The organism is Streptomyces sp. NPDC046821, from assembly GCF_040645335.1.
Classification (GTDB): Bacteria; Actinomycetota; Actinomycetes; order Streptomycetales; family Streptomycetaceae; genus Streptomyces.
The window spans coordinates 50,482-71,583 of sequence record NZ_JBEYYB010000021.1; the positions used below are offsets into that span (position 1 = coordinate 50,482).

At 71.5% G+C, this 21,102-nt stretch carries 17 protein-coding genes; 13 read left to right on the forward strand and 4 right to left on the reverse strand.

Features of this window, described 5'->3' with window-relative positions; translation table 11 throughout:
* The first annotated feature begins 78 nt into the window (after nucleotides 1-78).
* The 3 genes from ABZ893_RS33185 (at nucleotide 79) to ABZ893_RS33195 (ending at nucleotide 5,561) form a co-directional block, all read left to right on the forward strand.
* Entirely contained in the window at nucleotides 79-2,808 is a 2,730-nt protein-coding gene (locus tag ABZ893_RS33185) for a TIM-barrel domain-containing protein (protein WP_361411493.1), read from the forward strand.
* 94 nt (nucleotides 2,809-2,902) lie between these two features.
* Nucleotides 2,903-3,547 carry a hypothetical protein gene (locus ABZ893_RS33190; RefSeq protein WP_361411495.1) on the forward strand — a complete coding sequence of 215 codons (645 nt, stop codon included), beginning with the start codon at nucleotides 2,903-2,905 and terminating at the stop codon, nucleotides 3,545-3,547.
* Between the two features lie 151 nt (nucleotides 3,548-3,698).
* On the forward strand, nucleotides 3,699-5,561 hold the full coding sequence (locus ABZ893_RS33195; protein WP_361411497.1) for a hypothetical protein: 1,863 nt from the start codon (nucleotides 3,699-3,701) through the stop codon (nucleotides 5,559-5,561).
* Nucleotides 5,562-5,575: 14 nt separating this feature from the next.
* Here ABZ893_RS33195 and ABZ893_RS33200 read toward each other — a convergent pair whose 3' ends face one another.
* The gene (locus tag ABZ893_RS33200; protein WP_361411499.1) at nucleotides 5,576-6,433 is read right to left on the reverse strand and encodes a MaoC family dehydratase N-terminal domain-containing protein; all 858 of its coding nucleotides are present in this window, start codon (nucleotides 6,431-6,433) and stop codon (nucleotides 5,576-5,578) included.
* Nucleotides 6,434-6,649: 216 nt separating this feature from the next.
* Here ABZ893_RS33200 and ABZ893_RS33205 point away from each other — a divergent pair, with 216 nt between their 5' ends.
* The 4 genes from ABZ893_RS33205 to ABZ893_RS33220 all read left to right on the forward strand — a co-directional run bounded on the left by ABZ893_RS33205 (nucleotide 6,650) and on the right by ABZ893_RS33220 (nucleotide 11,146).
* A complete protein-coding gene (locus ABZ893_RS33205; protein WP_361411500.1) occupies nucleotides 6,650-7,879 on the forward strand; it encodes an MmgE/PrpD family protein in 1,230 nt (409 codons plus the stop codon).
* The gene (locus ABZ893_RS33210; RefSeq protein WP_361411502.1) at nucleotides 7,876-9,114 is read left to right on the forward strand and encodes a CaiB/BaiF CoA-transferase family protein; all 1,239 of its coding nucleotides are present in this window, start codon (nucleotides 7,876-7,878) and stop codon (nucleotides 9,112-9,114) included. Before ABZ893_RS33205 ends, ABZ893_RS33210 begins: the two co-directional genes overlap by 4 nt.
* The gene (locus ABZ893_RS33215; RefSeq protein ID WP_361411504.1) at nucleotides 9,111-10,277 is read left to right on the forward strand and encodes an acyl-CoA dehydrogenase family protein; all 1,167 of its coding nucleotides are present in this window, start codon (nucleotides 9,111-9,113) and stop codon (nucleotides 10,275-10,277) included. Before ABZ893_RS33210 ends, ABZ893_RS33215 begins: the two co-directional genes overlap by 4 nt.
* A 125-nt stretch (nucleotides 10,278-10,402) precedes the next feature.
* Nucleotides 10,403-11,146: a GntR family transcriptional regulator gene (locus tag ABZ893_RS33220; RefSeq protein WP_361411506.1), complete on the forward strand. Its 744-nt coding sequence runs from the start codon at nucleotides 10,403-10,405 to the stop codon at nucleotides 11,144-11,146.
* Between the two features lie 55 nt (nucleotides 11,147-11,201).
* Here the strand turns inward: ABZ893_RS33220 and ABZ893_RS33225 are convergent, their stop codons facing one another.
* A complete protein-coding gene (locus ABZ893_RS33225; protein WP_361411508.1) occupies nucleotides 11,202-13,169 on the reverse strand; it encodes an FAD-dependent oxidoreductase in 1,968 nt (655 codons plus the stop codon).
* 87 nt (nucleotides 13,170-13,256) lie between these two features.
* Nucleotides 13,257-13,892 carry a TetR family transcriptional regulator C-terminal domain-containing protein gene (locus tag ABZ893_RS33230; protein WP_361411510.1) on the reverse strand — a complete coding sequence of 212 codons (636 nt, stop codon included), beginning with the start codon at nucleotides 13,890-13,892 and terminating at the stop codon, nucleotides 13,257-13,259.
* A 199-nt stretch (nucleotides 13,893-14,091) separates the two neighbouring features.
* Between ABZ893_RS33230 and ABZ893_RS33235 the strand changes: the two genes are divergently transcribed.
* Nucleotides 14,092-15,585, forward strand: a complete 1,494-nt coding sequence (locus ABZ893_RS33235) for an APC family permease (RefSeq protein WP_361411512.1) — start codon at nucleotides 14,092-14,094, stop codon at nucleotides 15,583-15,585.
* Here the strand turns inward: ABZ893_RS33235 and ABZ893_RS33240 are convergent.
* A complete protein-coding gene (locus ABZ893_RS33240) occupies nucleotides 15,534-16,259 on the reverse strand; it encodes a Mut7-C RNAse domain-containing protein (RefSeq protein WP_361411514.1) in 726 nt (241 codons plus the stop codon). The genes ABZ893_RS33235 and ABZ893_RS33240 overlap by 52 nt on opposite strands.
* A 300-nt stretch (nucleotides 16,260-16,559) precedes the next feature.
* Here ABZ893_RS33240 and ABZ893_RS33245 point away from each other — a divergent pair, with 300 nt between their 5' ends.
* From ABZ893_RS33245 to ABZ893_RS33265, 5 genes are all read left to right on the forward strand, one after another.
* The gene (locus ABZ893_RS33245) at nucleotides 16,560-17,621 is read left to right on the forward strand and encodes a beta-ketoacyl-ACP synthase III (protein WP_361411516.1); all 1,062 of its coding nucleotides are present in this window, start codon (nucleotides 16,560-16,562) and stop codon (nucleotides 17,619-17,621) included.
* A 79-nt stretch (nucleotides 17,622-17,700) separates the two neighbouring features.
* Nucleotides 17,701-18,003 (forward strand): phosphopantetheine-binding protein, encoded by a 303-nt coding sequence (locus tag ABZ893_RS33250; RefSeq protein WP_361411518.1) that lies wholly within the window; start codon nucleotides 17,701-17,703, stop codon nucleotides 18,001-18,003.
* Nucleotides 18,000-19,268 carry a beta-ketoacyl-[acyl-carrier-protein] synthase family protein gene (locus ABZ893_RS33255; RefSeq protein WP_361411520.1) on the forward strand — a complete coding sequence of 423 codons (1,269 nt, stop codon included), beginning with the start codon at nucleotides 18,000-18,002 and terminating at the stop codon, nucleotides 19,266-19,268. Before ABZ893_RS33250 ends, ABZ893_RS33255 begins: the two co-directional genes overlap by 4 nt.
* A gap of 104 nt (nucleotides 19,269-19,372) precedes the next feature.
* Nucleotides 19,373-20,371: a 3-oxoacyl-[acyl-carrier-protein] synthase III C-terminal domain-containing protein gene (locus ABZ893_RS33260; RefSeq protein WP_361411522.1), complete on the forward strand. Its 999-nt coding sequence runs from the start codon at nucleotides 19,373-19,375 to the stop codon at nucleotides 20,369-20,371.
* Complete coding sequence (locus ABZ893_RS33265) at nucleotides 20,365-20,976, forward strand: carboxymuconolactone decarboxylase family protein (protein WP_361411524.1); 612 nt, start codon at nucleotides 20,365-20,367, stop codon at nucleotides 20,974-20,976. Before ABZ893_RS33260 ends, ABZ893_RS33265 begins: the two co-directional genes overlap by 7 nt.
* Nucleotides 20,977-21,102: the final 126 nt, after the last annotated feature.

Genomic DNA, 21,102 nt, shown 5'->3' on the forward strand with positions numbered 1-21,102 from the left:
TGCTCGCAGCATCAACCTTTCAAGCACGAGTAAACATACGTCCGTTTGATTCGAGCGGAGATGGGATCTGTGCGAAGAATGCATCTAGGACCTCTAGGACCTCTAGGACCTCTTGGGTCCCTTGGGCCGCAGCGAAGACTGGGCCTCACACGGACCCGCCGCGCGCGGTGGGCCGCGGGCGCCTCGGCCGGGGTCGCCACCGCCCTCGCCGCCGCGCTCCTGGCCGCCCCCGCCCAGCAGGCGAGCGCCGCCACCCCCGGCAGCGGCGTCCTGGACGACGGCAACCGGAGCGTGACCTGGCAGAGCCCCGTATATCCGGCGGGAACGGTCGGCAGCCCCGGCAGCTGTCCGACCCAGGCGAACGACCCCGACAACAAGGTCTGCGACCGCTTCGACCTCAAGGTGTCGGTCCCGGACGGGTATTGGGACGACAACCCCGAGGGCGGCGTGCCCGTGTCGATCGAGTGGGCCAAGCAGCCCACCGACGACTTCGACATGTACATCTACGACGACGCGGGCAAGCAGGTCGCCGCCAGCGCGGGCACCGCCGACCCCGAGGCGACGGTGATCCCGAAGGCCAACGGCACGTATCACGTCGTGGTCGTCCCGTACGACGTGCACGACAACTCGTTCGTCGGCAAGGCGTATCTGCCCGAGACGACCGACGCGGGCGACCTGACATCGTTCGAGGGCGGGGACGGCAGCTACACGATCGGCGCGGGCGCCCTCAAGGCGAAGGTCGACTTCCTGAAGGGCGGTCAACTGCGCCTGCAGGCCGACCCGTCGGGCAAGTTCAGTGACCCGGCCGGCTCGCAGATCGTGCGCGAGCAGCCCGCCCAGGACAAGAACACGTCGACGTTCGACGCGGGCGCGTACTACGGGATCCGCTCCCCCGGCGCCGTGCTCCGCGTCTACAAGAAGCCGCTGCGCTTCGGCCTCTACAAGGCCGACGACAAGACGCGGATCTGGCAGGAGGACAAGCCCCTGCGCTGGTCCACCGGCGGGATGCGGCAGAGCCTGGAACGCGGCAAGGACGAGCAGTTCTTCGGCGGCGGCGAGCAGAACGGCAGCTTCTCGCACCGTGACAAGACTGTCTTCGTCGCCAACAACACCAACTGGAACGAGGGCGGCTACAACAACTCGCAGCCGTTCTACCTCTCTTCGGCGGGCTACGGCGTCTACCGGAACACGTTCGCCCCTGGCGTCTACGACTTCGGCCCCTCGGTCCACACCGGCCAGCAGGAGCGCCGCCTCGACGCGTACTACTTCCTCGGTGACGCGAAGAAGGTGATCGGCGGCTACACGTCGCTGGTCGGCAAGCCGTTCATGCCACCGGTGTACGGCCTCGAACCGGGCGACGCGGACTGCTATCTGCACAACGCCAACCAGGGCGAGCGCCACACCCTCGACTCCCTGAAGGTCGCGGACGGCTACGTCGACAACCAGATGCCGCTCGGCTGGATGCTCGTCAACGACGGTTACGGCTGCGGCTACGAGAACCTCGCCGAGACCGCCAAGGGCCTCCAGGAGCGCGGCACCGAGATGGGCCTGTGGACCCAGAACGGCATCGACAAGCTCGCCGAGCAGGTCAAGGCCGGGCAGCGCGTCGCGAAGCTCGACGTCGCGTGGGTCGGCAACGGCTACGGCATGTCCCTGGACGCGTGCGACCGCGCCAAGGCCGGCATCGAGGACAACAGCGACGCGCGCGGCTTCGTCTGGATGCCGGTGTCGTGGGCGGGCGCCCAGCGCTGCTCCGTCCTGTGGTCCGGCGACCAGAAGCTGTCCTGGGACTTCATCCGCTGGCAGATCCCGACGTACGCGGGCGCCACGATGTCGGGCATCGCGTACAACACGGGTGACGTCGGCAGCATCTACAGCCACGACGCCAAGATGTACGCGCGTGACCTGCAGGCCAAGACGTTCCTGCCGGCCATCATGACGATGGACGGCTGGGCGCGAGACCTCACCACGAAGCAGAAGATCAACCAGCAGCCGTGGGTGGACGGCGAGCCCTACACGTCCATCAACCGCAAGTACCTCCAGCTGCGCGAACGACTGCTCCCGTACCTCTACACACTGTCCGCCGAGGCGGCGAAGACCGGCGTCGGCGGGGTGCGCCCGCTGTACCTGGAGTACCCGGACGACCCGGGGACGCTGGGCGCGAGCGCCAAGTACGAGTACCTGGCCGGCGACGACTTCCTGGTCGCCCCCGTCTACCAGGACTCGGACACGCGCGACGGGATCTACCTGCCCAAGGGCACGTGGACGGACTACTGGACGGGCAAGACGTACCAGGGTCCGACGACGGTCGACGGCTACCACGCGCCGCTCGACACGCTCCCGCTGTTCGTGAAGTCCGGCGCGGTCGTGCCGATGTGGCCGAAGGGGACGACGTCGTACAAGTCCCGCGACCGCCACGAGCTGGACTGGGACGTGTACCCGCAGGGCCACTCGTCCTACACCCTGTACGAGGACGACGGCGTGACCCGCGAATTCGCCAAGGGCGCGTCGGCGACGCAGCGCGTCACGGTCGACCAGGACGAGCGCGTGACGGAGGTCAACGTCGGGGAGAGCAAGGGCAGTTACGCGGGCAAGCCGGACTCCCGCGCGTACCGCTTCACGGTCCACGGCGATCACGCTCCGCGCCAGGTCACGGCGGGCGGCCCCCCGCTCACCCACGTCGCCTCGCCCGACGCCCTCGCGGCGACGGACTCGGGCTGGTACTACGACGCGGACACGGGGGTGACGACGATCAAGACCGCACGCCAGCCGCTGGACAAGGAGTTCAAGGTGACGCTGCGGAGGTGAGTCGCTGACGCACCAGGGGGGGCGGGCCCGTTTCGGCGGGCCCGCCCTTCGGCGTTCCGGCCGACTGTCTGTGGCGCCTCCTACGCTTCCGGGCATGGGGATCACCACGGCCTGGGCCATCAGCTCGCACGACGACCAGCTCATCGAGAAGCTGGGCCCGCGCATACGTCCGCTCGTCGAGGCGGAGCGCGACTGCCCCGACGCCCGGCGCCGCTGGCGGCACTGGCACCGTAATCCCCTGCCGGACTACCGGACCTGGTGGGACCCGTACGGCCGGAGCAGCGCCGAGGAGGCCGAGAATCTGGACTGCTTCCGCGAGTTGACCGCCTGCGGCGAGCACGTCCAGAAGCTGTACGACGGCTTGTCGCCCGACGACGACTTCCATCTCGTCCGGGACGTCTGGGAGGAGACGGCTGACACGGACGTGATGTTCATGTCGGTCCAGAGCAAGGATTACGCGATCGCGTCCCTCTTCCACGCCATCGGCCCGCGGCGCGCCGCCCTCCTGCCCGGCTGGTGCGGCAACTTCCTGCTCACGTCCGCGCAGGTACGGGAGGCGCTGCCGCGCGTCGAGCGGGCGCTGACGTTCACCGCCGAGGAGGAGGCTGTCGCACGGGACCAGAACTGGGTCGGCTACGACCCGGACGAGGAGAGCGTGCTCGAAGGGCCGCTGCGTGTGTGGCGGCAAGCCGTCGGGGCGGGGCTGGGGCTGTGTGGGGTGGCTGTCACCATCTGGTGACCGCTTCCATCTCTCGGAATGGGGCGCCGGGGGCCCGATGATAGGTTCGAGCGCGTGATATCGACGGGGGCAGCGAGCCGTACAGCACCGTGCCGGGGCACCTTGGCGGGTGGGCGCGGGTGCCTCGCATCTTCACGTAAGGGCTCGGGCAATGACGCAGCGTGACTGGCAGAACGACGTCCTTCGGGACCTGCTCAGGCAGACCCAGGCACAGCTGGGCGGGGAGGGCGCCGAGGCGGTGGCGCAGGGTGCCGTGACGCCTGCGGAAACCGTCGACTCCACGGTGCTCGCGCCCGACCCCGACCGCGCGCCGCTGCCGCGCCGGCGCCCCAACACGGCCCCGTCACCGGACGCGGGCCCGGGCCCGTCGCCCTCCCCGCCCCTCGAAGCCGACGAGGACCCGGAGCCCACGCCGGCCCCGCGCCGGACCCCGTCACTGGCCTCACGCCTGGCGGAGGGCCGAGCGGCGCGGGCGGCTGCGCCGACGACGACGGATGTCGCGGACGCGGATACAGATACGGATTCGGGTATCAGCGGGGGCGCGAGTATGGATGTTTCCGGCATCGATGAGCCGACGCTGCTCACGAAGACGCCGACTGTCCGGATGGCGCCGCCGTCGGTCCGGACACCGGCCGTAGAGACCGATGCGGACGTGGCGGACGCCGCGCCCACACCGGATCCCGTCGCCGCATGGGCCCAGGACCCCGTGCCCGCCCCCGAGTCGGCCGCCGCCCCGGAGCCGGGTGCCACTCTCCCGCCGGAGCCGACCGTCACCCTGGCTCTGGACGTCACGAACGCGCCCGCGCCGGCCGTCACTCCGGCGCCGGAGGCGTCCGCCCTCACGCCCACCCAGGACGCCCCCGCCCCCGTATCCACCCCGGCTCCCACCCCTCCCCCGTACACCCCTCCCGTCGACGCGCCGCCGCCCCCGCACCAACCCCCCGCCCCCACCCTCACCGGGCTCCCCGCGCCGTACCTGCCCGCCGCCCCCGGCGCGACCCCGCCCGCCGGGCTGCCCGCGCCCTACGCCCCCGCACCCGCGCCGGCCCCCGCTCCCGTCCCCGCGCGGATGCGCAACGCCCCCCTCCCCGCCTTCACCCCCGAGTCCGTGCCCACCGTCGATCCACGGCTCGCCGGGTCGGTCGGGCGAGCCCAGCACGGGGACACCATGGCCCGGCGGACCGGGCGTTCACTGCGGCGGCTCGCCGCGTCCGTCAATCTCGACGGCTCCGACGAGACGCGTCTCGCCCGCGAGATCCAGCAGCCCGTGGCCAACGGCCGCGTCGTCGCCGTGACGTCGATCCGTGGAGGCGTCGGCAAGACCACCGTCGCCGCACTCCTCGCCCGCACGCTCAACCACTACCGGCACGACCCCGTGCTCGCCCTGGAGGCCGACGCCGCGCTCGGCACCCTGCCCGTGCGGCTCGGCGCCGAGTCCGTGCGCTGGTCGTGCCCGGACCTCGCGCAGATCCTCACCCCGAAGATGCAGATCACCGACGTCACCGGCTACCTCGTGCCGGTCACCGACGGAGGCTGGCTGCTGCCCGCGAGCCAGGGCCGGGTGGGCGCGCCCCTCGACATCCGCACCTACCGGACCGTCTCGCTCGCGCTGCGGCGCTACTTCGCCATGACGGTCGTGGACTGCGAGACGCTGCCCGGCGAAGTCGCCCGTACGGCCATGGACACCGCGCACGCGCGCGTGGTCGTCGCCCCCATGACCGTGGAGGGCGTCGGCGGCACGCGCGTCGTGCTCGACTGGCTCGCCCAGCTCCCGAAGGCGGCGCTGGCCAGCACCGTCGTGGTCCTCACGTCGAGCGCACCCGACATGACGCTGGACCTGAAGGCGGCGACGGCGCACATGCGCGAGACGGGCGTCGCGGTGGTGCACCTGCCGTACGACCGTCATCTCGCGGCCGGCGGCCCGATCCGGTCGGAACTCCTGGCGGAGGCGACGGGCCGCGCGGCGACCCTTCTCGGCGCCGAAGCCGTACAGCGGGCGGCCCGCCAGCCGTAAAAGGCAGGGGGCGCCTACTTGAAGGTGAACTCCGCAGTCGCATGGCGCTCGTCCCGGCGGGTCGCGATACGCAGCACGGCCGAGCCCCCGTCGTCCGCCACGTCGCCGAGCGCGCACACCTGCTCCCCGGCGAACACCGGCTTCCGCAGCCGGTAGGCGAGCGTGCGGATCTCGCGCCCTGGAGCCTCGCGCCGGGGCAGTTCCAGCATGAGCTGGACGAGGAGCGGGCCGTGGACGACGAGGCCCGGGTAGCCCTCCACGTCCCGTACGTACGGTTCGTCGTAGTGGATGCGGTGCGCGTTGGCGGTGAGCGCGCTGTAGCGGAAGAGCAGGGTCGGGGTGGGGTGGAGGGTCAACTGCCAGTCGGATGGAGCGAGTTCGGCTTCGCCGAGGTCCATGTCGAAGCCGCCGCGTCGCTCGTCCTCGCCCACGCGGTAGACGAGGTCCTGTTCCTCGGTGACCTTGACCTTCCCGTCCTGCGTGATCTCGTGGCGCACGGTCACGAAGGCCATCTCACCGGTGCGGCCCTGCTTGATCTCGACCTTGGCGAGGGAACTCTTACGCCGGGCCGGCACTCCCACAAGCAGCGGCGCCGCGAACTCCGCACGGCCCCCGGCGAACATGCGCCTGCGGTCCGGCAGCGGCGGCAAGAAGTGGCCGTGCGCAGGATGCCCGTCCGCGCCCAGCTCCCGCTGTGCGGGCCATTCGAGGAAGTGCAGCCAGTGCCACAGGGGCGGCAACGGCTCCCTCTCGCCGGCCACCGTCGCCTCCCGGTCGAGCACCTGGCTCAGTGCGGCGACAGGCGCGGCCGCGACGGGATCGTCCAGGATGACAGGGGCGGGGGCCCAGTCGTCCAGGTACTGAGCGAGCATGAGTCCCCCTGAGGTACACGTCCGGTTGGGGCAGCGCCCCGATTGTGCCGTACAAAGCGCCGCCCAGCGTCCGCCGCGCCCACGTTGCGCGTCAACCCCGCGTCAAGAACTCCCACGTAGGAGCAGCGAGTTGCCATGCGCCGGACATCGTTGACGACTCCGGAATTTGGCCGTACAAAGTACGCACACAGTCCAGGGACCGGACGAAGGGACGCCATGCCCGCCATCGCGGAAACGCTCGCCGAGTGGGCGTACGGGTTCGAACCGGACGCCGACGATCTCGCGCTGGCCCGGCGCTCGCTCCTGGACACGGTCGCGGTGACGCTCGCCGGGCGCGGCCACCCCGTGAGCGCGCTCGCCGCCGAGCTGCCGGATGCGGCGCGCTGGGCGGCGGTCGGGCATGTCCTGGACTTCGACGACCTGCACATCGAGTCGACGACGCACATCAGCGTGGTGATCGTCCCGGCGGTCCTCGCGGCGGGCGGTGACGCGCGCGCCTATCTGGCCGGGGCCGGGGTGATGGCCCGGCTCGGCACACTGCTCGGCTGGTCGCATTACGCGGCGGGCTGGCACGCCACCTGCACCGCGGGCGCCCCCGCGGCGGCCGTGGCAGCGGGCGTCGCCTGGGGCCTCACCCCACAGCAGCTCGCGACGGCCATGGCGCTGGCGGTACCCGGCGCGGGCGGGGTCCAGGCCGCGTTCGGCACCCACAGCAAGTCGCTCCAGGTCGGCTTCGCGGCGGAGGCGGGGGTGCGGGCGGCACGCCTCGCGCGGGCCGGCGCGACGGCCGACCCGCGTGCGGTCGACGCGTGGCTGAAGCTGGTGGGTGCGGAGGCGACGGACGAGCCCACCATGCCGGCCCGCCCCGCCGTCCCCGGCGGGCTCGCCATCAAGATCTTCCCGTGCTGTTATGCGATGCAGCGCCCCGTCGCGGCACTGCGCACCGCCCGTGAACTCACCGGCTCCACCCAGGACTTCACCCCATCCGACGTCACCGCCGTCCACGTAACCACCCCCGCCGCCACCGTCCACCCCCTCATCCACGACCGGCCGGACACTGGACTCGAAGGCAAGTTCAGCCTGCCGTATGCCGTGGCGACGGCCCTGCTCGACGGCTTCCCGGGGTTCGGCGCCTTCACGGACGACGCCGTGCGCCGGCCCGAGGCGCGGCGCCTGATGGCCGCCGTCACCACCGAGCGCACCGAGGGCGGCGCCGGGCTCCTCGACGGCGAGGTCGACCTCACGGTGACGCTCGACGACGGGCGCGTCCTGCGATCCTCCCTCGCCCATCCTCCGGGCTCCCCCGAACGCCCGCCCACGGACGCCGAGTTGGCGGAGAAGTTCGCCGCGTGCGGCAGTGACGTACCGGCGCTGCTCAAGGACATGACCTGGGAGTCGGCGCGTGCGCTGCTCCTCGCCGAGCTTCCCGGGAAGGCCCCCGCATGAACCATCCGCTGCCCCTCGAAGGCGTCACGGTCGTCAGCCTGGAGCAGGCCGTCGCCGCCCCCTTCGCGACCCGCCAGCTCGCCGACCTCGGCGCCCGCGTCATCAAGGTGGAGCGTCCCGGCGGCGGCGACTTCGCGCGCCGCTACGACACCACGGTGCACGGCCAGGCCAGTTATTTCGTATGGCTCAACCGCTCCAAGGAGTCCCTCACCCTGGACCTCAAGTCGCCCGAGGGGAGGGAGATCCTGGAGGAACTCCTCGCCGACGCCGACGTGTTCGTCCAGAATCTCGCCCCGGGCGCCGCCGACCGTATGGACCTCGGCCCCGACGCGCTCCAGGCCCGCCACCCGCGCCTCATCCCCTGCACGATCAGCGGCTACGGCACCACCGGCTCCTGGTCGCACCGCAAGGCGTACGACCTGCTCGTGCAGTGCCAGACCGGCCTGCTCTCGATCACCGGCACGCCCGACGAGCCGGCCCGCGTGGGCATCTCGGTCGCCGACATCGCGGCGGGCATGTACGCGTACAGCGGCGTCCTCTCGGCGCTCTACACGCGGGCCACGACCGGCCGGGCGCCCGCCGTCGAGGTCTCCCTGTTCGAGGCGCTCGCCGAGTGGATGAGCCAGCCCGCCTACTACACGCGCTACGGCGGCACCCAGCCGCCCCGCTTCGGCGCCCAGCACTTCACCATCGCGCCCTACGGGCCGTTCACCGCCGCCGACGGCAAGGACGTGCTGCTGTCCATCCAGAACGAACGCGAGTGGCAGGCCCTGTGCGGCACGGTCCTCGGGCGTCCCGAACTCGTCGACGACCCCCGCTTCGCCACCGGCGCGGACCGCGTCGCCCACCGCGACGAAGTCAACGCGGCCGTCGCCGAGCGCTTCGCCGAGCTGGACAGCGAGGACGCGATGGCGCTCCTGGACAAGGCCCGCATCGCGAACGCGGGTGTGAACTCGATCGCCGAATTCCTCGCCCACCCGGCCCTCGCCGAGCGGGACCGGTGGCGTGACATCGAGGTGCCGGGCGACCAGGGACCCGTACAAGCGCTTCTTCCGCCGGCTGACCTGTCCGGGGTCACTGCGCGCATGGACCCTGTGCCCGCCGCCGGGCAGCACACCGAGCAGATTCTTGCCGCCCTGGGGCGAGGCGCCGAAGACATCGAGCGGCTGCGTGCGCGGGGCGTGATCGACACACCGGACGCCTCCGGCCCGCAGCGTGAACAAGGAGCGAAGTGAGCACCCTCGACACCCTCTCCGCCGACGAGCAGCTGATCGTCGAGACCGTGCGCAACTTCGTCGACCGTGAAGTCAAGCCGGTGGTGCGGGAGTTGGAGCACGCCAACACCTACCCCGAAGTACTCATCGAGCAGATGAAGAACCTGGGGATCTTCGGGCTCGCGATTCCCGAGGAGTACGGCGGCACCCCCGTCTCCACGCCCTGCTACGTCCTCATCACCGAGGAGCTGGCGCGGGGCTGGATGAGTCTCGCGGGCGCGATGGGCGGCCACACCGTCGTGTCGAAACTGCTCCTGCACTTCGGCACCGACGAGCAGAAGGACCGCTATCTGCCGAAGATGGCGACCGGTGAGGTCCGCGCGACCATGGCGCTCACCGAGCCGGGCGGCGGCTCCGACCTCCAGGCGATGCGGACGGTCGCGCGGCGGGACGGGGACACGTACGTCGTCAACGGTGGCAAGACGTGGATCACCAACTCCCGCCGCTCGCAGCTGATCGCGCTGCTGTGCAAGACCGATCCTGAGGCCGAGCCGAAGCATCGCGGCATGTCCATCCTGCTCGCCGAGCACGGCCCGGGGCTCACCGTCTCGCGCGACCTGCCGAAGCTCGGTTACAAGGGCGTCGAGAGCTGCGAGCTGAGCTTCGACGACTACCGGGTGCCGGTGGGCGCGCTGCTCGGCGGCGTCGAGGGCAAGGGCTTCGGCCAGATGATGAAGGGCCTGGAGACGGGCCGCCTCCAGGTCGCGTCGCGCGCACTGGGCGTCGGCCGGGCCGCGTTCGAGGACGCGTTGCGGTACGCGCAGGAGCGCGAGACGTTCGGCGAGCCCATCTATCAGCACCAGTCGATCGGCAACTACCTTGCGGACATGGCGACTTCGCTCACCGCAGCGCGCCAGCTGACTCTCTACGCCGCCCGGGAGGCGGACGCCGGCCGGCGCGTCGACATGGAGGCGGGCATGGCCAAGCTCTTCGCCTCGGAGACGGCCATGCAGATCGCCCTCAACGCGGTCCGGATCCACGGGGGTTACGGGTACTCAACCGAGTTCGACGTCGAGCGCTACTTCCGTGACGCACCCCTGATGATCGTCGGCGAAGGCACGAACGAGATCCAGCGGAACGTCATCGCGCGCCAACTGGTCGCCCGCGGCGGCCTGGACGCCTGACCTGCGGACTTTCTTGTACGGTCATCTTTTGTACGGCCATTGGACTCGCGGGCGCACGGACAGGGCGGTGAACGGCGGACATGACGACGCGTGCGACACGCACCGAGGGGACGAGGGAGACGCGGGTGACGGCCCCCGGACGCGACAGCGCCTACGTGCGTCTCGCGCGTGAACTGCGCGAGGCGATCCTGCGGCACGACTATCCCGAGGGGGTGCGGCTGCCGACCGAGGCGGAGCTGGCCGCCTCGCACGGGCTCAGCCGGCAGACCGTGCGGCGCGCGTTCCAGGATCTGGTGACGGAGGGACTGGTGCACCGGGTTCCTGGGCGGGGGACGTTCGCCGCGCCCCGGGAGGAGCAGTATCTGCGGCAGTTCGGCTCGGTCGAGGACCTGATGGCGTTGTCGCTCGACACGACGATGCGGCTGGTGTCGCCGCTGCGGCGCCGGGTGGATGTGGACGCGGCGGGCCGGCTGCGTGTTGCGTCGGACCGGGTGGACCACCTCTCGTTCCTGCGGCTGCACGAGGACACGCCGTTCTGTCTTACGACGGTGTTTCTGCCGCCTGACGTGGGCGTTCTCGTCGCGGACCGGCCCGAGCTGACGGAGGAGGGCGCCGACAGCCGCGTCACCGTCATCGGGCTCCTCGACGGCCGCCTGCCCGAGCCCATCGCGGAGGCGGAGCAGTCCGTCACCGTCGCACTCGCCTCGGACGAGGTGGCGGCACAGCTGGACTGCCCGCCTCGCCATCCGCTGCTCCGTATCGACCGTCTGTATGTGTCGGCGTCGGGGCGGCCGGTCGAGCTGGCGGTGAGCCATTTCCTGCCGGAGCACTATTCGTATCGGGTGCGGCTGCGGCGGAACCCGCGCTGAGCATCTTGGGTGCGCGGGCCGATCGCCGCGCTGAGGCCCGGCGGGCACGGTCACGTCAGAGCGACGACGCCGCCGTCAGCCCCTCCAGCACCGCCTCCTCCACCGTCCGCGGCGACACGCAGTCCCCCGCCATCAGGATCTCGCCCACCCGCCCGCGCGCCGTCTCCGCGAGTTCCGCCACCGGGTCGTGCCCCTGGGCGAGGACGAGGGCCGCGACCCCCTCGATGATCACCGGCTCCTCCGTGAGCGTGTGCTGGAAGTACGCCGTGTCGGCGTCGGCGCCGTAGGGACGCACGGTCGGCACGATCTCGATCCCGGCCCGCGCGGCCTGCGCGAGCATCGCCGCCCGCACGTACTGCTGAAGGTGCTCACCCGCGCCGAACCCCGTCGTACACAGCGTCACCTTCCGTCCCTGGCCCGCGAGTTGGAGCGCGACACCCAGGCCGATCCAGTCACCGCGCCAGTCCGCTACGACGATCCGGCCCTTGGGTGCCTCGGCAGTCCCCCGGACCACGTCCCACGCGTCAAGGACGACGGGGTCATCGAGGAGTTCCAGGGTCGGCCGACGCGGCACCGCCCCCGTGGCGACGATGAGCGCGTCCGCCTCCGCCCGGTCGAGCAGTTCGGCGTCGACACGGGAACCGGTCACGATCTGCGCACCGGCCCGTCGGGCCTCGCCCTCCAGATTGGTGACGGCACCTCCGAACTCGGCGCGCCCAGGCAGCAGTTGGGCCAGCAACACCTGTCCGCCGACCCGGCGCCCGGCCTCGTGGAGCGTGACGTCATGCCCTCGAACCGCTGCGACGGCAGCGGCCTTGAGCCCGGCCGGGCCGCCCCCGGCGATGAGCACGCGGCGCCTGCGCGTGGGCATCGGCAACCGCGTGAAGCGGCGCTCGCGGCCGGTCTCGGGGTGCTGGATGCAGGAGATCGGGTAGCCGCGCTGGAAGTGTCCGATGCAGGCCTGGTTGCAGCCGATGCAGGCCCGGATCTCCTCCGTGCGGCCCTCGCTCGCCTTGCCCGGCATGTCGGGGTCGCAGATCAGGGCGCGGGTCATGGCGCAGGCGTCGGCCTGGCCCTCCTTGAGGATCTGCTCGGCCTCCTGGGGCTGGTTGACGCGTCCGGCGACCATGACCGGCACGTCGACGGCGGCCTTCACGCGGGCGGCGATCGGGGCGGTGTATCCGGCGGGCTGGGTCATCGGCGGGGCGATGTGGAGGGCGCCGGAAAGGGTCGCCGACGAGCCGGCGCACACGCTCACGTAGTCGACGAGTCCTTCGCGGTCGAGCCGGGTGGCCGCGTCGACGGCGAGGTCGGCGGTGAGGCCGTCGTGGCTCAACTCGTCGCCGGAGATGCGGAGTCCGGCGACGAAGTCGGGGCCGGTGTGTGCCCGTACGGACACGAGGGCCTCGCGCAGGAAGCGGAGCCTGCCGTCGATGTCACCGCCGTATCCGTCGGTGCGCACGTTGACCTGAGGGTTGAGGAACTGGGCGGGCAGGTAGCCGTGGCTGGCGACCACCTCGACGCCGTCGAGACCCGCCTCGCGCAGACGGCGGGCGGCCTCGCCGTAACCGTCGATCACCTCACGTATCTCGGCCTCGGTCATGGCACGCGGCATCACGTGGAAGCGCTCGCTCGGGGTCGCGGACGCCGACCAGGCCACGGGCGCGGAGCCGTCGCGCGACTCCAGGATCTCCCGTCCCGGGTGGAAGAGCTGCCCGAAGACCTTGGCGCCGTGCCGGTGCGCGGCCTCGGCGAGCCGCCGGTACCCCTCGATGCACGAGTCGTCCGTCGCCATGAGCACATGCGTCGTGTAGCGGGCCGTCTCGTGAACTCCCCCGACCTGTACGACGATGAGCCCGACGCCACCCTCCGCGCGCGCCTCGTGGTAGGCGATCAGGTCGTCCGTGACCCTGCCACCTTCGACGAGCACCGTGTCGTGACCGGAGGACAGGACGCGGTTCTTCAGGGTCACACCGCCGATGGTGAGCGGGCTGAACAGGTGCGGGAATACGGTCGACGTCATGGCGCGTGTGCCTCCTGTGAACTGCGATACGTATTAGGTGAGTTGGTCCAGCCCTCAGCAAGTCCGAGCAGGCCTGCGGGGGCAGGCTCAGTCCCGTACTCCGAGGACCGACCGTGCCGTGGCGAGGATGACGGCCGCGTAGTCCTCCGGGCCCATTCCGCTGCCCGACGCCACGGCCATGTCGCAGCCGTCGACGGCGGCGAGCACGGTCCGCACGGCGACGTCGACGGGTACGGCCGGGGTGAACTTCCCTTCCGCGACGCCCGATTCGACGATGCCGAGGACGAGTTCGCGCCACTCCTCGTGGGCGCGGCGCACCCCGTCCCGCAGCTCGGGCCTGCGCGCGGCGCTCGCGCAGAACTCCGTCCAGGTCGCGCACCGGCGCTGGAGGTCGGGGTCGTCGGCCAGCTCCCGTGCGAGGAGTTCGAAGCGGCGCCACGGGTCGGGTTCGGCGGAGGATCCCTTGCGCCAGCGCGCTATGAGGTCGCCGATCGACCAGTCGAAGGCCTCGCGGAAGAGCAGGTCGCGGGTGTCGAAATAGTGCTGGAGCAGCCCGATGGACACGCCGGCGCCGCGCGCCACGTCCCTCATGCGTGCCGCGTCGAAGCCGCGTTCGGCCATGGCGAGGGCGGCGGACCGCAGGATCCGCTCGCGCGGATCCTCACCGGCGCCTGCGCCACTGTCGCCCACACTGCCGCCGCCGCTGTCGCGTCGCTCCCCCATGCCCGCCCCTTGTCCGTTGTCCGTCACTCGTCGCCCGTCGCCGGGAAGTGATCGCGAAATCGCTGTCCGACCCCTGTTCCCGGCCAACAATAACGAATTATTGTGACCGCCGACACAGCGAAGGAGCACGACTTTCCGCACCGCTTTCCCACCGCTTTCCGCCCCTCCCCTCACCTCCCGACCGAGACAGGTGGCCCCCTTGACCCAACAGCTGCACAAGTCCCTGACCTGGCGCGACGGCATGGCCATCGCCATGGTGATCCCGAACGGCCTCCTCCTCACGGTGGGCTACACCGTGGGCGCGATCGGGGGCTGGACGGCCATCACGATCTGGTGCGTCGGCGCGCTCGTCGCGTTCCTGCAGAACATGCTGTTCGCCGAGACGGCCGCGATGTTCCCCGGCATGTCGGGCGGCATCAGCAGATACGCCACCGAGGGCTGGAAACGCTACTTCGCGCCGCTGGGCGCCGTGGCCTCGTACGGATACTGGATCGGCTGGTCGTTCAGCATCGCGGTCAACGGCGCGGCGATCGGCCACCTCATCACCGCGCAGTGGTTCCCGCACGCGCCGTCGATACCGTTCCCCGGCCACCCCATCGGACTCCCGGAGTCTCTGGCGGTCCTGGCGATCGCGGGCGGCTGGGCCTGCAACTACTTCGGCGCGCGCCTGGCCGCCGGGGTCTCCAAGGCGGTCGCGGCGCTCGTGATGCTCGGCCTCGCGGTGGTCGTCGTGGCCCCGCTCGTGCGCCCCGGCAGCTGGGACGCGTCCCGCCTGACCTGGTACCACGGCGGCAGCTGGATGACGTTGATCGTGTGGTTCTACGTCACGGCCTGGACGACGTACGGAACGGAGATCTGCGCGTCGTTCGCGCCCGAGTACCAGGACACGGCCCGCGACACCGCGAAGGCGCTGCGTCTGACGTCGATCATCTCGCTGGGTGTCTTCTTCGTCGTGCCGCTCGCGACGGTCGGCAGTGTCGGTGAGGCGACGCTGCGCGCCGATCCGGTGGGCGCGTTCGCCACCGCGTTCACCCGGGCGCTCGGCGGGTTCTCGGACCTCGGCGTCGTGATCCTGATCGTCTCGATGTTCTTCGGCATGGTGTCGTGCACGGCTGACGGCGGCCGGGCGCTGTACGGGCTGGCGCGCGAGGGCATGACCATCCGTCAGCTCGACAAGGTGAACCGCTGGGGTGTGCCGGGCCGCGCCCTGACCCTGGACGCGCTCGTGAACGCGGCGATCGTGGTGCTGCTCGGCGAGCCCCTGAGCATCCTCATCGCCAGCAACTTCGGCTACCTGGTCGCCATGACGCTCGCCGTCGCGGGCTTCCTGCTGCTGCGCAAGGACCGCCCCGACTGGCCGCGCCCGATCCGCCGTGCGCGCGCCTGGATCCCGGTGGCGTGGGTCCTGTTGGCGTTCAACGTCGTGATCGTCTCGGTCGGCGTCACCCACCCGTCCCTCGCGGGCTACGGCGGCGCCGGGGAGTCCTTCCTCGCGGTCGGCATCCTGCTGATCTCGGTGGTGCTGTACGCGTACCGGAGGGTCGTCCAGGACAAGGAACGGATCGCCTGGCGCATCGAATCGCCCCGGACGCCGGACGAGGAGATGGCCGAGGTGGCGCCGGAGGCGGGATCGGGCGAGGGTCAGCCGAACTCGGCCACCGCCCGCTCCACGATCCGCTCCAGCCGGTCGTGATGGGCGCCGCGCCAGTAGACGCGGCCGCACGCGCGGCACTGGGCGAACACGTCGTACGTGCCGCGCGTCCCGCCCTCCAGGCGGTCGGCGACGTCCTCCTTGCGTGCGTCCTTGAGCTTTCCGTTGCAGGCGGTGCAGCGGGTCCAGGGGCGCAGCTCGGGGGTGAACCGGCCGAGTACATCGCGTAGTTGGTCGTCGGGCCGGTCGCTGTAGACGTACGCGCCGGCCCACAGCTCCCGCCGCCGCAGCAGCCCCCGGTCCCGGCTGAGCAGGACGCGCTTCTCAGCCGCGGATTGGGCGGCGAGCGCGGGGTCGCCGATGTCCGTGGACTCGTAGGCGCTGTCGACCCCGAGGAGTCGCAACCGCCGGGCGAGTGTGCCGAGATGGACGTCGAGCAGGAAGCGGAGCGGCGCGCCCGGTACGCGCTGCGGCCGGACGACGGCCCGGACCTCGACGCGCTCCCCGGCGGAGGGGATGTGTCCGGTGGCCACCTCGCGCCCGTCCACGATCAGGGCGCCGACCTCCGTCAGGGGCACCCCGAGCGACTCGACGACATGGCCGAGGGTGGACACGCCGTCGGTGACGAGCGGCGTGTCCGCACCGCCGCGCCGCTCATGCGGAATGAACAAATCCAACTCGAGCGCGACGCCGACGACGATCTCCGGTCCGTTCATCGGGTCAGGATGCCATGCGAACGGAAGCGCGGACCTGGGGTTTTCCCCACGCACGAGCGCGACACAGACGCGCGCCTAACCGCCTTACGAGTGACACCCGTTCGGCCCATCCCCGGGAACCGGAATCCCAGCCTCCGCTTCTGAAGTGCACGTATGCACCACATCCCCCACCATCTGGGATTTCGTTCGAAGGGGACATTCCACTTATGAAGATCCTTCCTGTGCTTACAGTTTTCCCGGTTCGTACGGGAATCAGTACGCAGCCCATGACGCAGCAACGAGACGGAGAGCGAGGCACGGGTGACATCCGCTGACACGCACCGGCAGACGGGCCGGACCGGTGCCGTACTGGAGGGGCTGGCCGGCTGGGTGCCACCGCGCCGGGTCGCCAACGACGAACTCCCCACCACCTGGGAGGTCGACGACGCCTGGGTGCGCCGCCGGACGGGCATCGTCACCCGGCACTGGGTCGGCCCCGGCGTCCGCACGGGCGAACTCGCCCTGGAGGCCGCCGTCCGCGCACTCGCGGTGGCCGCCGGACCGGCGCCCGACACCGTGCTCGTCGCGACCTCCACCCCGGACCTGCCGATGCCCGCCATGGCCCCGCTCCTCGCCACCCGCCTCGGTCTCGACGGCGCGGCGGCCTGGGACATCTCGGCGGCCTGCAGCGGCTTCGGCTACGGACTCGCCACGGCCGTCGGCGTCATCGCCTCGGGCGCCGCCGAACGCGTCCTGCTCGTGGGCGCGGAGGTGTACTCGACCCTGGTCGACCCCGCCGACAGCAGCGCGGGCGTCGTCTTCGCGGACGGCGCGGGCGCGGTGGTCGTACGCCGTGGCACGTACGGGGAGCCCGGCAGCGTGCTCGCCTTCGACCTCGGCAGCGACGGGACGGGACACGAGCTGATCAAGGTCCCTGGAGGCGGCGCCGCGGAACGCGCGGACCCGGCCGCCCACACCCCGGCCGACCGGTACTTCCGGATGCAGGGCCGGGAGGTGTTCCGGCACGCGGTGATCCGGATGACCGAGTCGTCCCGCGCCGTGCTCGACCGCACCGCGTGGACCACCGACGACGTGGACCGGTTCGTCGCCCACCAAGCAAACGCCCGGATCCTCGGCGCTGTCGCCGAACGCCTCCAACTCCCCCCGGAACGCCAGGTGTCCAACATCGAACACGTCGGCAACACGGGCGCCGCATCCATCCCGCTGGCGCTCGCCGACGCCGCCTCACGCGGTCTGCTCACCCCCGGCCAGCGCGTCCTCATGACGTCCTTCGGGGCGGGGCTCACCTGGGCCTCGGCCACGCTGCTGTGGCCGGACCTGGCCGCCGTACCGCCGGTGTGTCCGTCGCCTCAGGTCCCCTGAGCCCGGACCCACCTCAGCACTTCATCACCACGAACAGCATCACGACCGGCACCACACACGCGACCTGAAAGGGCCCGATATGTCCTCGTCGTCCACCGCTTCCACCCTCACAGCCGTCGTCCCCGGCACTCCCGCACCCCGGGCGGGCGCGGCCGTCACCTCCGTACTCACGGAGAAGTTCGAGGTCAGCCCCGAGAGCATCCGGCCCGACGCCACTCTCGAGAGCCTCGACCTCGACTCCCTCGCGCTCGCGGAACTCGCGCTCGCCCTCCAGGACCGGCTCGGCGTGCGCGTCGAGGAATGGGAAGCCGGCAAGCGCACCACCGTCGGCCAGCTCACCGCCACCCTCATCACGCGGCAGAACACGGCAGGGGCCCGGTGACGAAGAATTCCGACCGCGCGGTCGCCATCACCGGCCTGGGGCTCATCACCCCGGCCGGTGTCGGCCGCGAGGCCACCTGGCAGGGCGTGCTGCGCGGCCGGTCCCTGGCCGCCCAGGACCCCGAACTCAAGGAACTGCCCGTCGACTTCTCCTGCCGCGTCCCCTACATGACGCCGGATCAGGCGCGGATCGGCGGGGGCAAGTCCTGGCGTATGGGGCAGTTCACCCGGCTCGCGGTGCTCGCCGCGCGGGAGGCCGTCGCCGACGCCGGGTTCGCCGGCGGGGACTGGGACGGGGCCCGCGTCGCGGTCGTCATCGGCTCGGGCCTCGCGGGCGCCGTCCACCTGGAGGAGCAGTCGGCACGGATGCTCCAGGAGGGGCCCGAACGGGTCGCGCCCACGCTCATCCCCATGCTCATCTCCAACATGGCGGCGGGTGAGGTGGCGCTCGACCTCGGGGCGCGCGGCCCGTCCCTCGCCACGGAGAGCGCCTGCGCCTCCGGTGCGAGCGCCCTCGCCGTCGCGCGCGACCTGCTGCTGTCCGGCGCCTGCGACATCGCGGTGGCGGGCGGTACGGAAGCCGCGATCACGCCGGTCATCACCACCGGGTTCCACCGCATGGGCGCGCTGTCGTCCCGCGGTGACGAACCCGCCGCCGCCTCACGGCCGTTCGCCGCCGACCGCGACGGTTTCGTGATCGCCGAGGGGGCCGCCATCTGCGTACTGGAACGTCCGGCGGACGCCCGGTCGCGGGGTAGGCGGTCGTACGCGCTGCTCGCCGGCGCGGGGCAGTCCACCGACGCCCACCACCCGACCGCACCCGCTCCCGGGGGCGCCGTCGCCGAGAGCGCGCTGCGCACCGCGATCGCGGACGCGGGGCTCGCCCCGGGCGACATCGACCATGTCAACGCGCACGGCACGTCGACCTCGCTCAACGACCGCGCGGAGGCCGAGCTCATCGCCCGGGTCCTGCCGCACGGCCCGAGCGTCACCGCCCCCAAGGGCGTACTGGGCCACAGCCTGGGCGCGGCCGGGGCGATCGAGGCCGCGCTCACGGCCCTGACGATCCATCACGGCAAGGTCCCGCCGATCGCGAACCTCACCCCTGAGAACCTCGGCTTCCCCCTCGACTGCGTGACGGGCACGCCCCGCCCCCAAGACGTACGGGCCGCGGTCACCCACTCGTTCGGCTTCGGGGGGCACAACGTGGTTCTGGCGCTCACGTCCGCGCGGACGGTGGATACGGCTACGGCTGCGTCGACCTGAGCCGGGCCTTCCGCTTTTCCCGGTCCGAGCGCAACCGTCCCCCGCCGCGCTCCCCTCCCCCGCTTCCCCCATACCCTCCCCTCCGCTCCCCGAGAGACATCCCGTTGACCCTGTACAGCAGCATCGTCCACGCGGCGGTCCACGTTCCGCCCGGCACGCAGTCCGTCGCCGAGGTGGAGAATCGTTTCAGCTACCACAGTCCCCATGTCCCGCTCACGCCCGGCGTGCTGGCGCACATGTACGGCCTCGCGGAGCGGACCGTCGCCGCCGACGACGAACAGCCCTCCGACCTGGCCGCCCACGCGGCCCGCCGGCTCTTCGCGGCACCCGGCGTCGCCGGCCCGTCGGACGTCGATCTGCTGATCTTCGCTGGAATCCTGGCCGACATGGAGGAGCCCGCGACGGGGCACGTGGTCGCCGACAAACTCGGCCTGAGCTGCCCGGTGTTCGACCTCAAGAACGCGTGCAACGGTGTCCTCAACGCGATCGAGGTGGCCGACGCCCTCATCAGGGCCGGCCAGTACCGGCGCGTCCTCGTGACCACGGCCGAGGTGTCCACGCGCGAGAGCCGCTGGTCGGTCGGCGACCCCGCAGAGGTTCTGTCCGCGCTGCCGAGCCTGAGTACGGGTGACATGGGCTCCGCCCTGCTGCTCGAAGCGTCCGAGCGGCCCGGGGTCATCAGCTCACGCTTCTTCGCCAACTCCTGGGGCTGGCCGGCCGCGACCCTGCCGAACCCCTACGCCCAGCACCGCACGCTCGGCGAACTCCGCATCGATTCGGCCCAGTTGGTGGATTCGTTCGCCGGGTTGCCCGAGAAGGTGCGGAGTGCGGTGGGTGACATGGGTGTCAAGGTGGAGGACCTGGACCTCGTATGTGTGCACCAGCCGTCGGTGGCGTTCACGAGGGTGGTGTGCGAGTGGGTGGGTGTGGACCCGGACCGCGTCCTCGCCACCTTCCCGACGCACGGCAACGTGGCCACCAACACGATCCCCCTCCAGCTCGCCACCGCGCTCGACACCGGGCGGCTGAGGCGGGGCGACCTGGTCGGCATGTTCGGCTTCGCCAGCGGGGCGAGTGCCGGGGTGGTGGTGTGCGAATGGTGACGCCGGAGATGCCCGCGCTGCGGGGTTCTGCGGAGGGCATGGTGGTCCCACGTATCGCCCCGTTGCCGGCCGAGCAGTGGCCGCCCGTGCTGCGTGATCTGCTGGGCGCGTCGAGTCAGGACGGGCCGGGTCGCGTCAACCTCTTCGGTACGCTCGCCCACCATCCTCCGCTCGCCGAGGCGTGGCTGCGTCTGGCCCAAGTCCTCACCCATCAGGGCACGTTGGCGATGCGGGACCGGGAGCTGGCCATCCTGCGCACGTCCCATCTGCTGCGCTGCGACTTCGTCCGCGCGCGGCACGAGGGCCACGCGCTGCTCGCCGGACTCGACGGCGCCGAGGTCGGTGCGACCGCCTCCCCCGATCTGTACACCCATGCGTGGCGCCCGGCCGACCTGGCCGTCCTGCGTACGGCGGACCACGTCGCCGGCCAGAGCGAGGTGCCCGAGTCGTTGTGGCGGCAACTGGCCGACCGGTTGCGGGCGGAGCAACTGGTGGAACTGCTACTGGTGATCGGCCAGTGCGCGATGGTGTGCACGACGCTGAACACGCTGGGGACTCCGCCGGACACACCTGAGACATGTGTGGGGCTTGGCGCCCCCGTTTAAGGGCTGGCACGTACCCGGTCAAGGGCTGGCACGCCCCCGTTCGAGGGCCGGCGCTTCCCCGCTCAAGGCCCGGCACTCCGCTTGCGCACCCTCTCCACATGACACACCCTCCCCGAAAGGGCCCTC

Excerpts from the sequence above, each read along its gene's own strand:
- ABZ893_RS33185 (WP_361411493.1), top strand. The coding sequence starts at position 79 with ATGCATCTAGGACCTCTAGGACCTCTAGGACCTCTTGGGTCCCTTGGG.
- ABZ893_RS33190 (WP_361411495.1), top strand. The coding sequence starts at position 2,903 with ATGGGGATCACCACGGCCTGGGCCATCAGCTCGCACGACGACCAGCTC.
- ABZ893_RS33195 (WP_361411497.1), top strand. The coding sequence starts at position 3,699 with ATGACGCAGCGTGACTGGCAGAACGACGTCCTTCGGGACCTGCTCAGG.
- ABZ893_RS33200 (WP_361411499.1), bottom strand. The coding sequence starts at position 6,433 with ATGCTCGCTCAGTACCTGGACGACTGGGCCCCCGCCCCTGTCATCCTG.
- ABZ893_RS33205 (WP_361411500.1), top strand. The coding sequence starts at position 6,650 with ATGCCCGCCATCGCGGAAACGCTCGCCGAGTGGGCGTACGGGTTCGAA.
- ABZ893_RS33210 (WP_361411502.1), top strand. The coding sequence starts at position 7,876 with ATGAACCATCCGCTGCCCCTCGAAGGCGTCACGGTCGTCAGCCTGGAG.
- ABZ893_RS33225 (WP_361411508.1), bottom strand. The coding sequence starts at position 13,169 with ATGACGTCGACCGTATTCCCGCACCTGTTCAGCCCGCTCACCATCGGC.
- ABZ893_RS33230 (WP_361411510.1), bottom strand. The coding sequence starts at position 13,892 with ATGGGGGAGCGACGCGACAGCGGCGGCGGCAGTGTGGGCGACAGTGGC.
- ABZ893_RS33240 (WP_361411514.1), bottom strand. The coding sequence starts at position 16,259 with ATGAACGGACCGGAGATCGTCGTCGGCGTCGCGCTCGAGTTGGATTTG.
- ABZ893_RS33250 (WP_361411518.1), top strand. The coding sequence starts at position 17,701 with ATGTCCTCGTCGTCCACCGCTTCCACCCTCACAGCCGTCGTCCCCGGC.
- ABZ893_RS33265 (WP_361411524.1), top strand. The coding sequence starts at position 20,365 with ATGGTGACGCCGGAGATGCCCGCGCTGCGGGGTTCTGCGGAGGGCATG.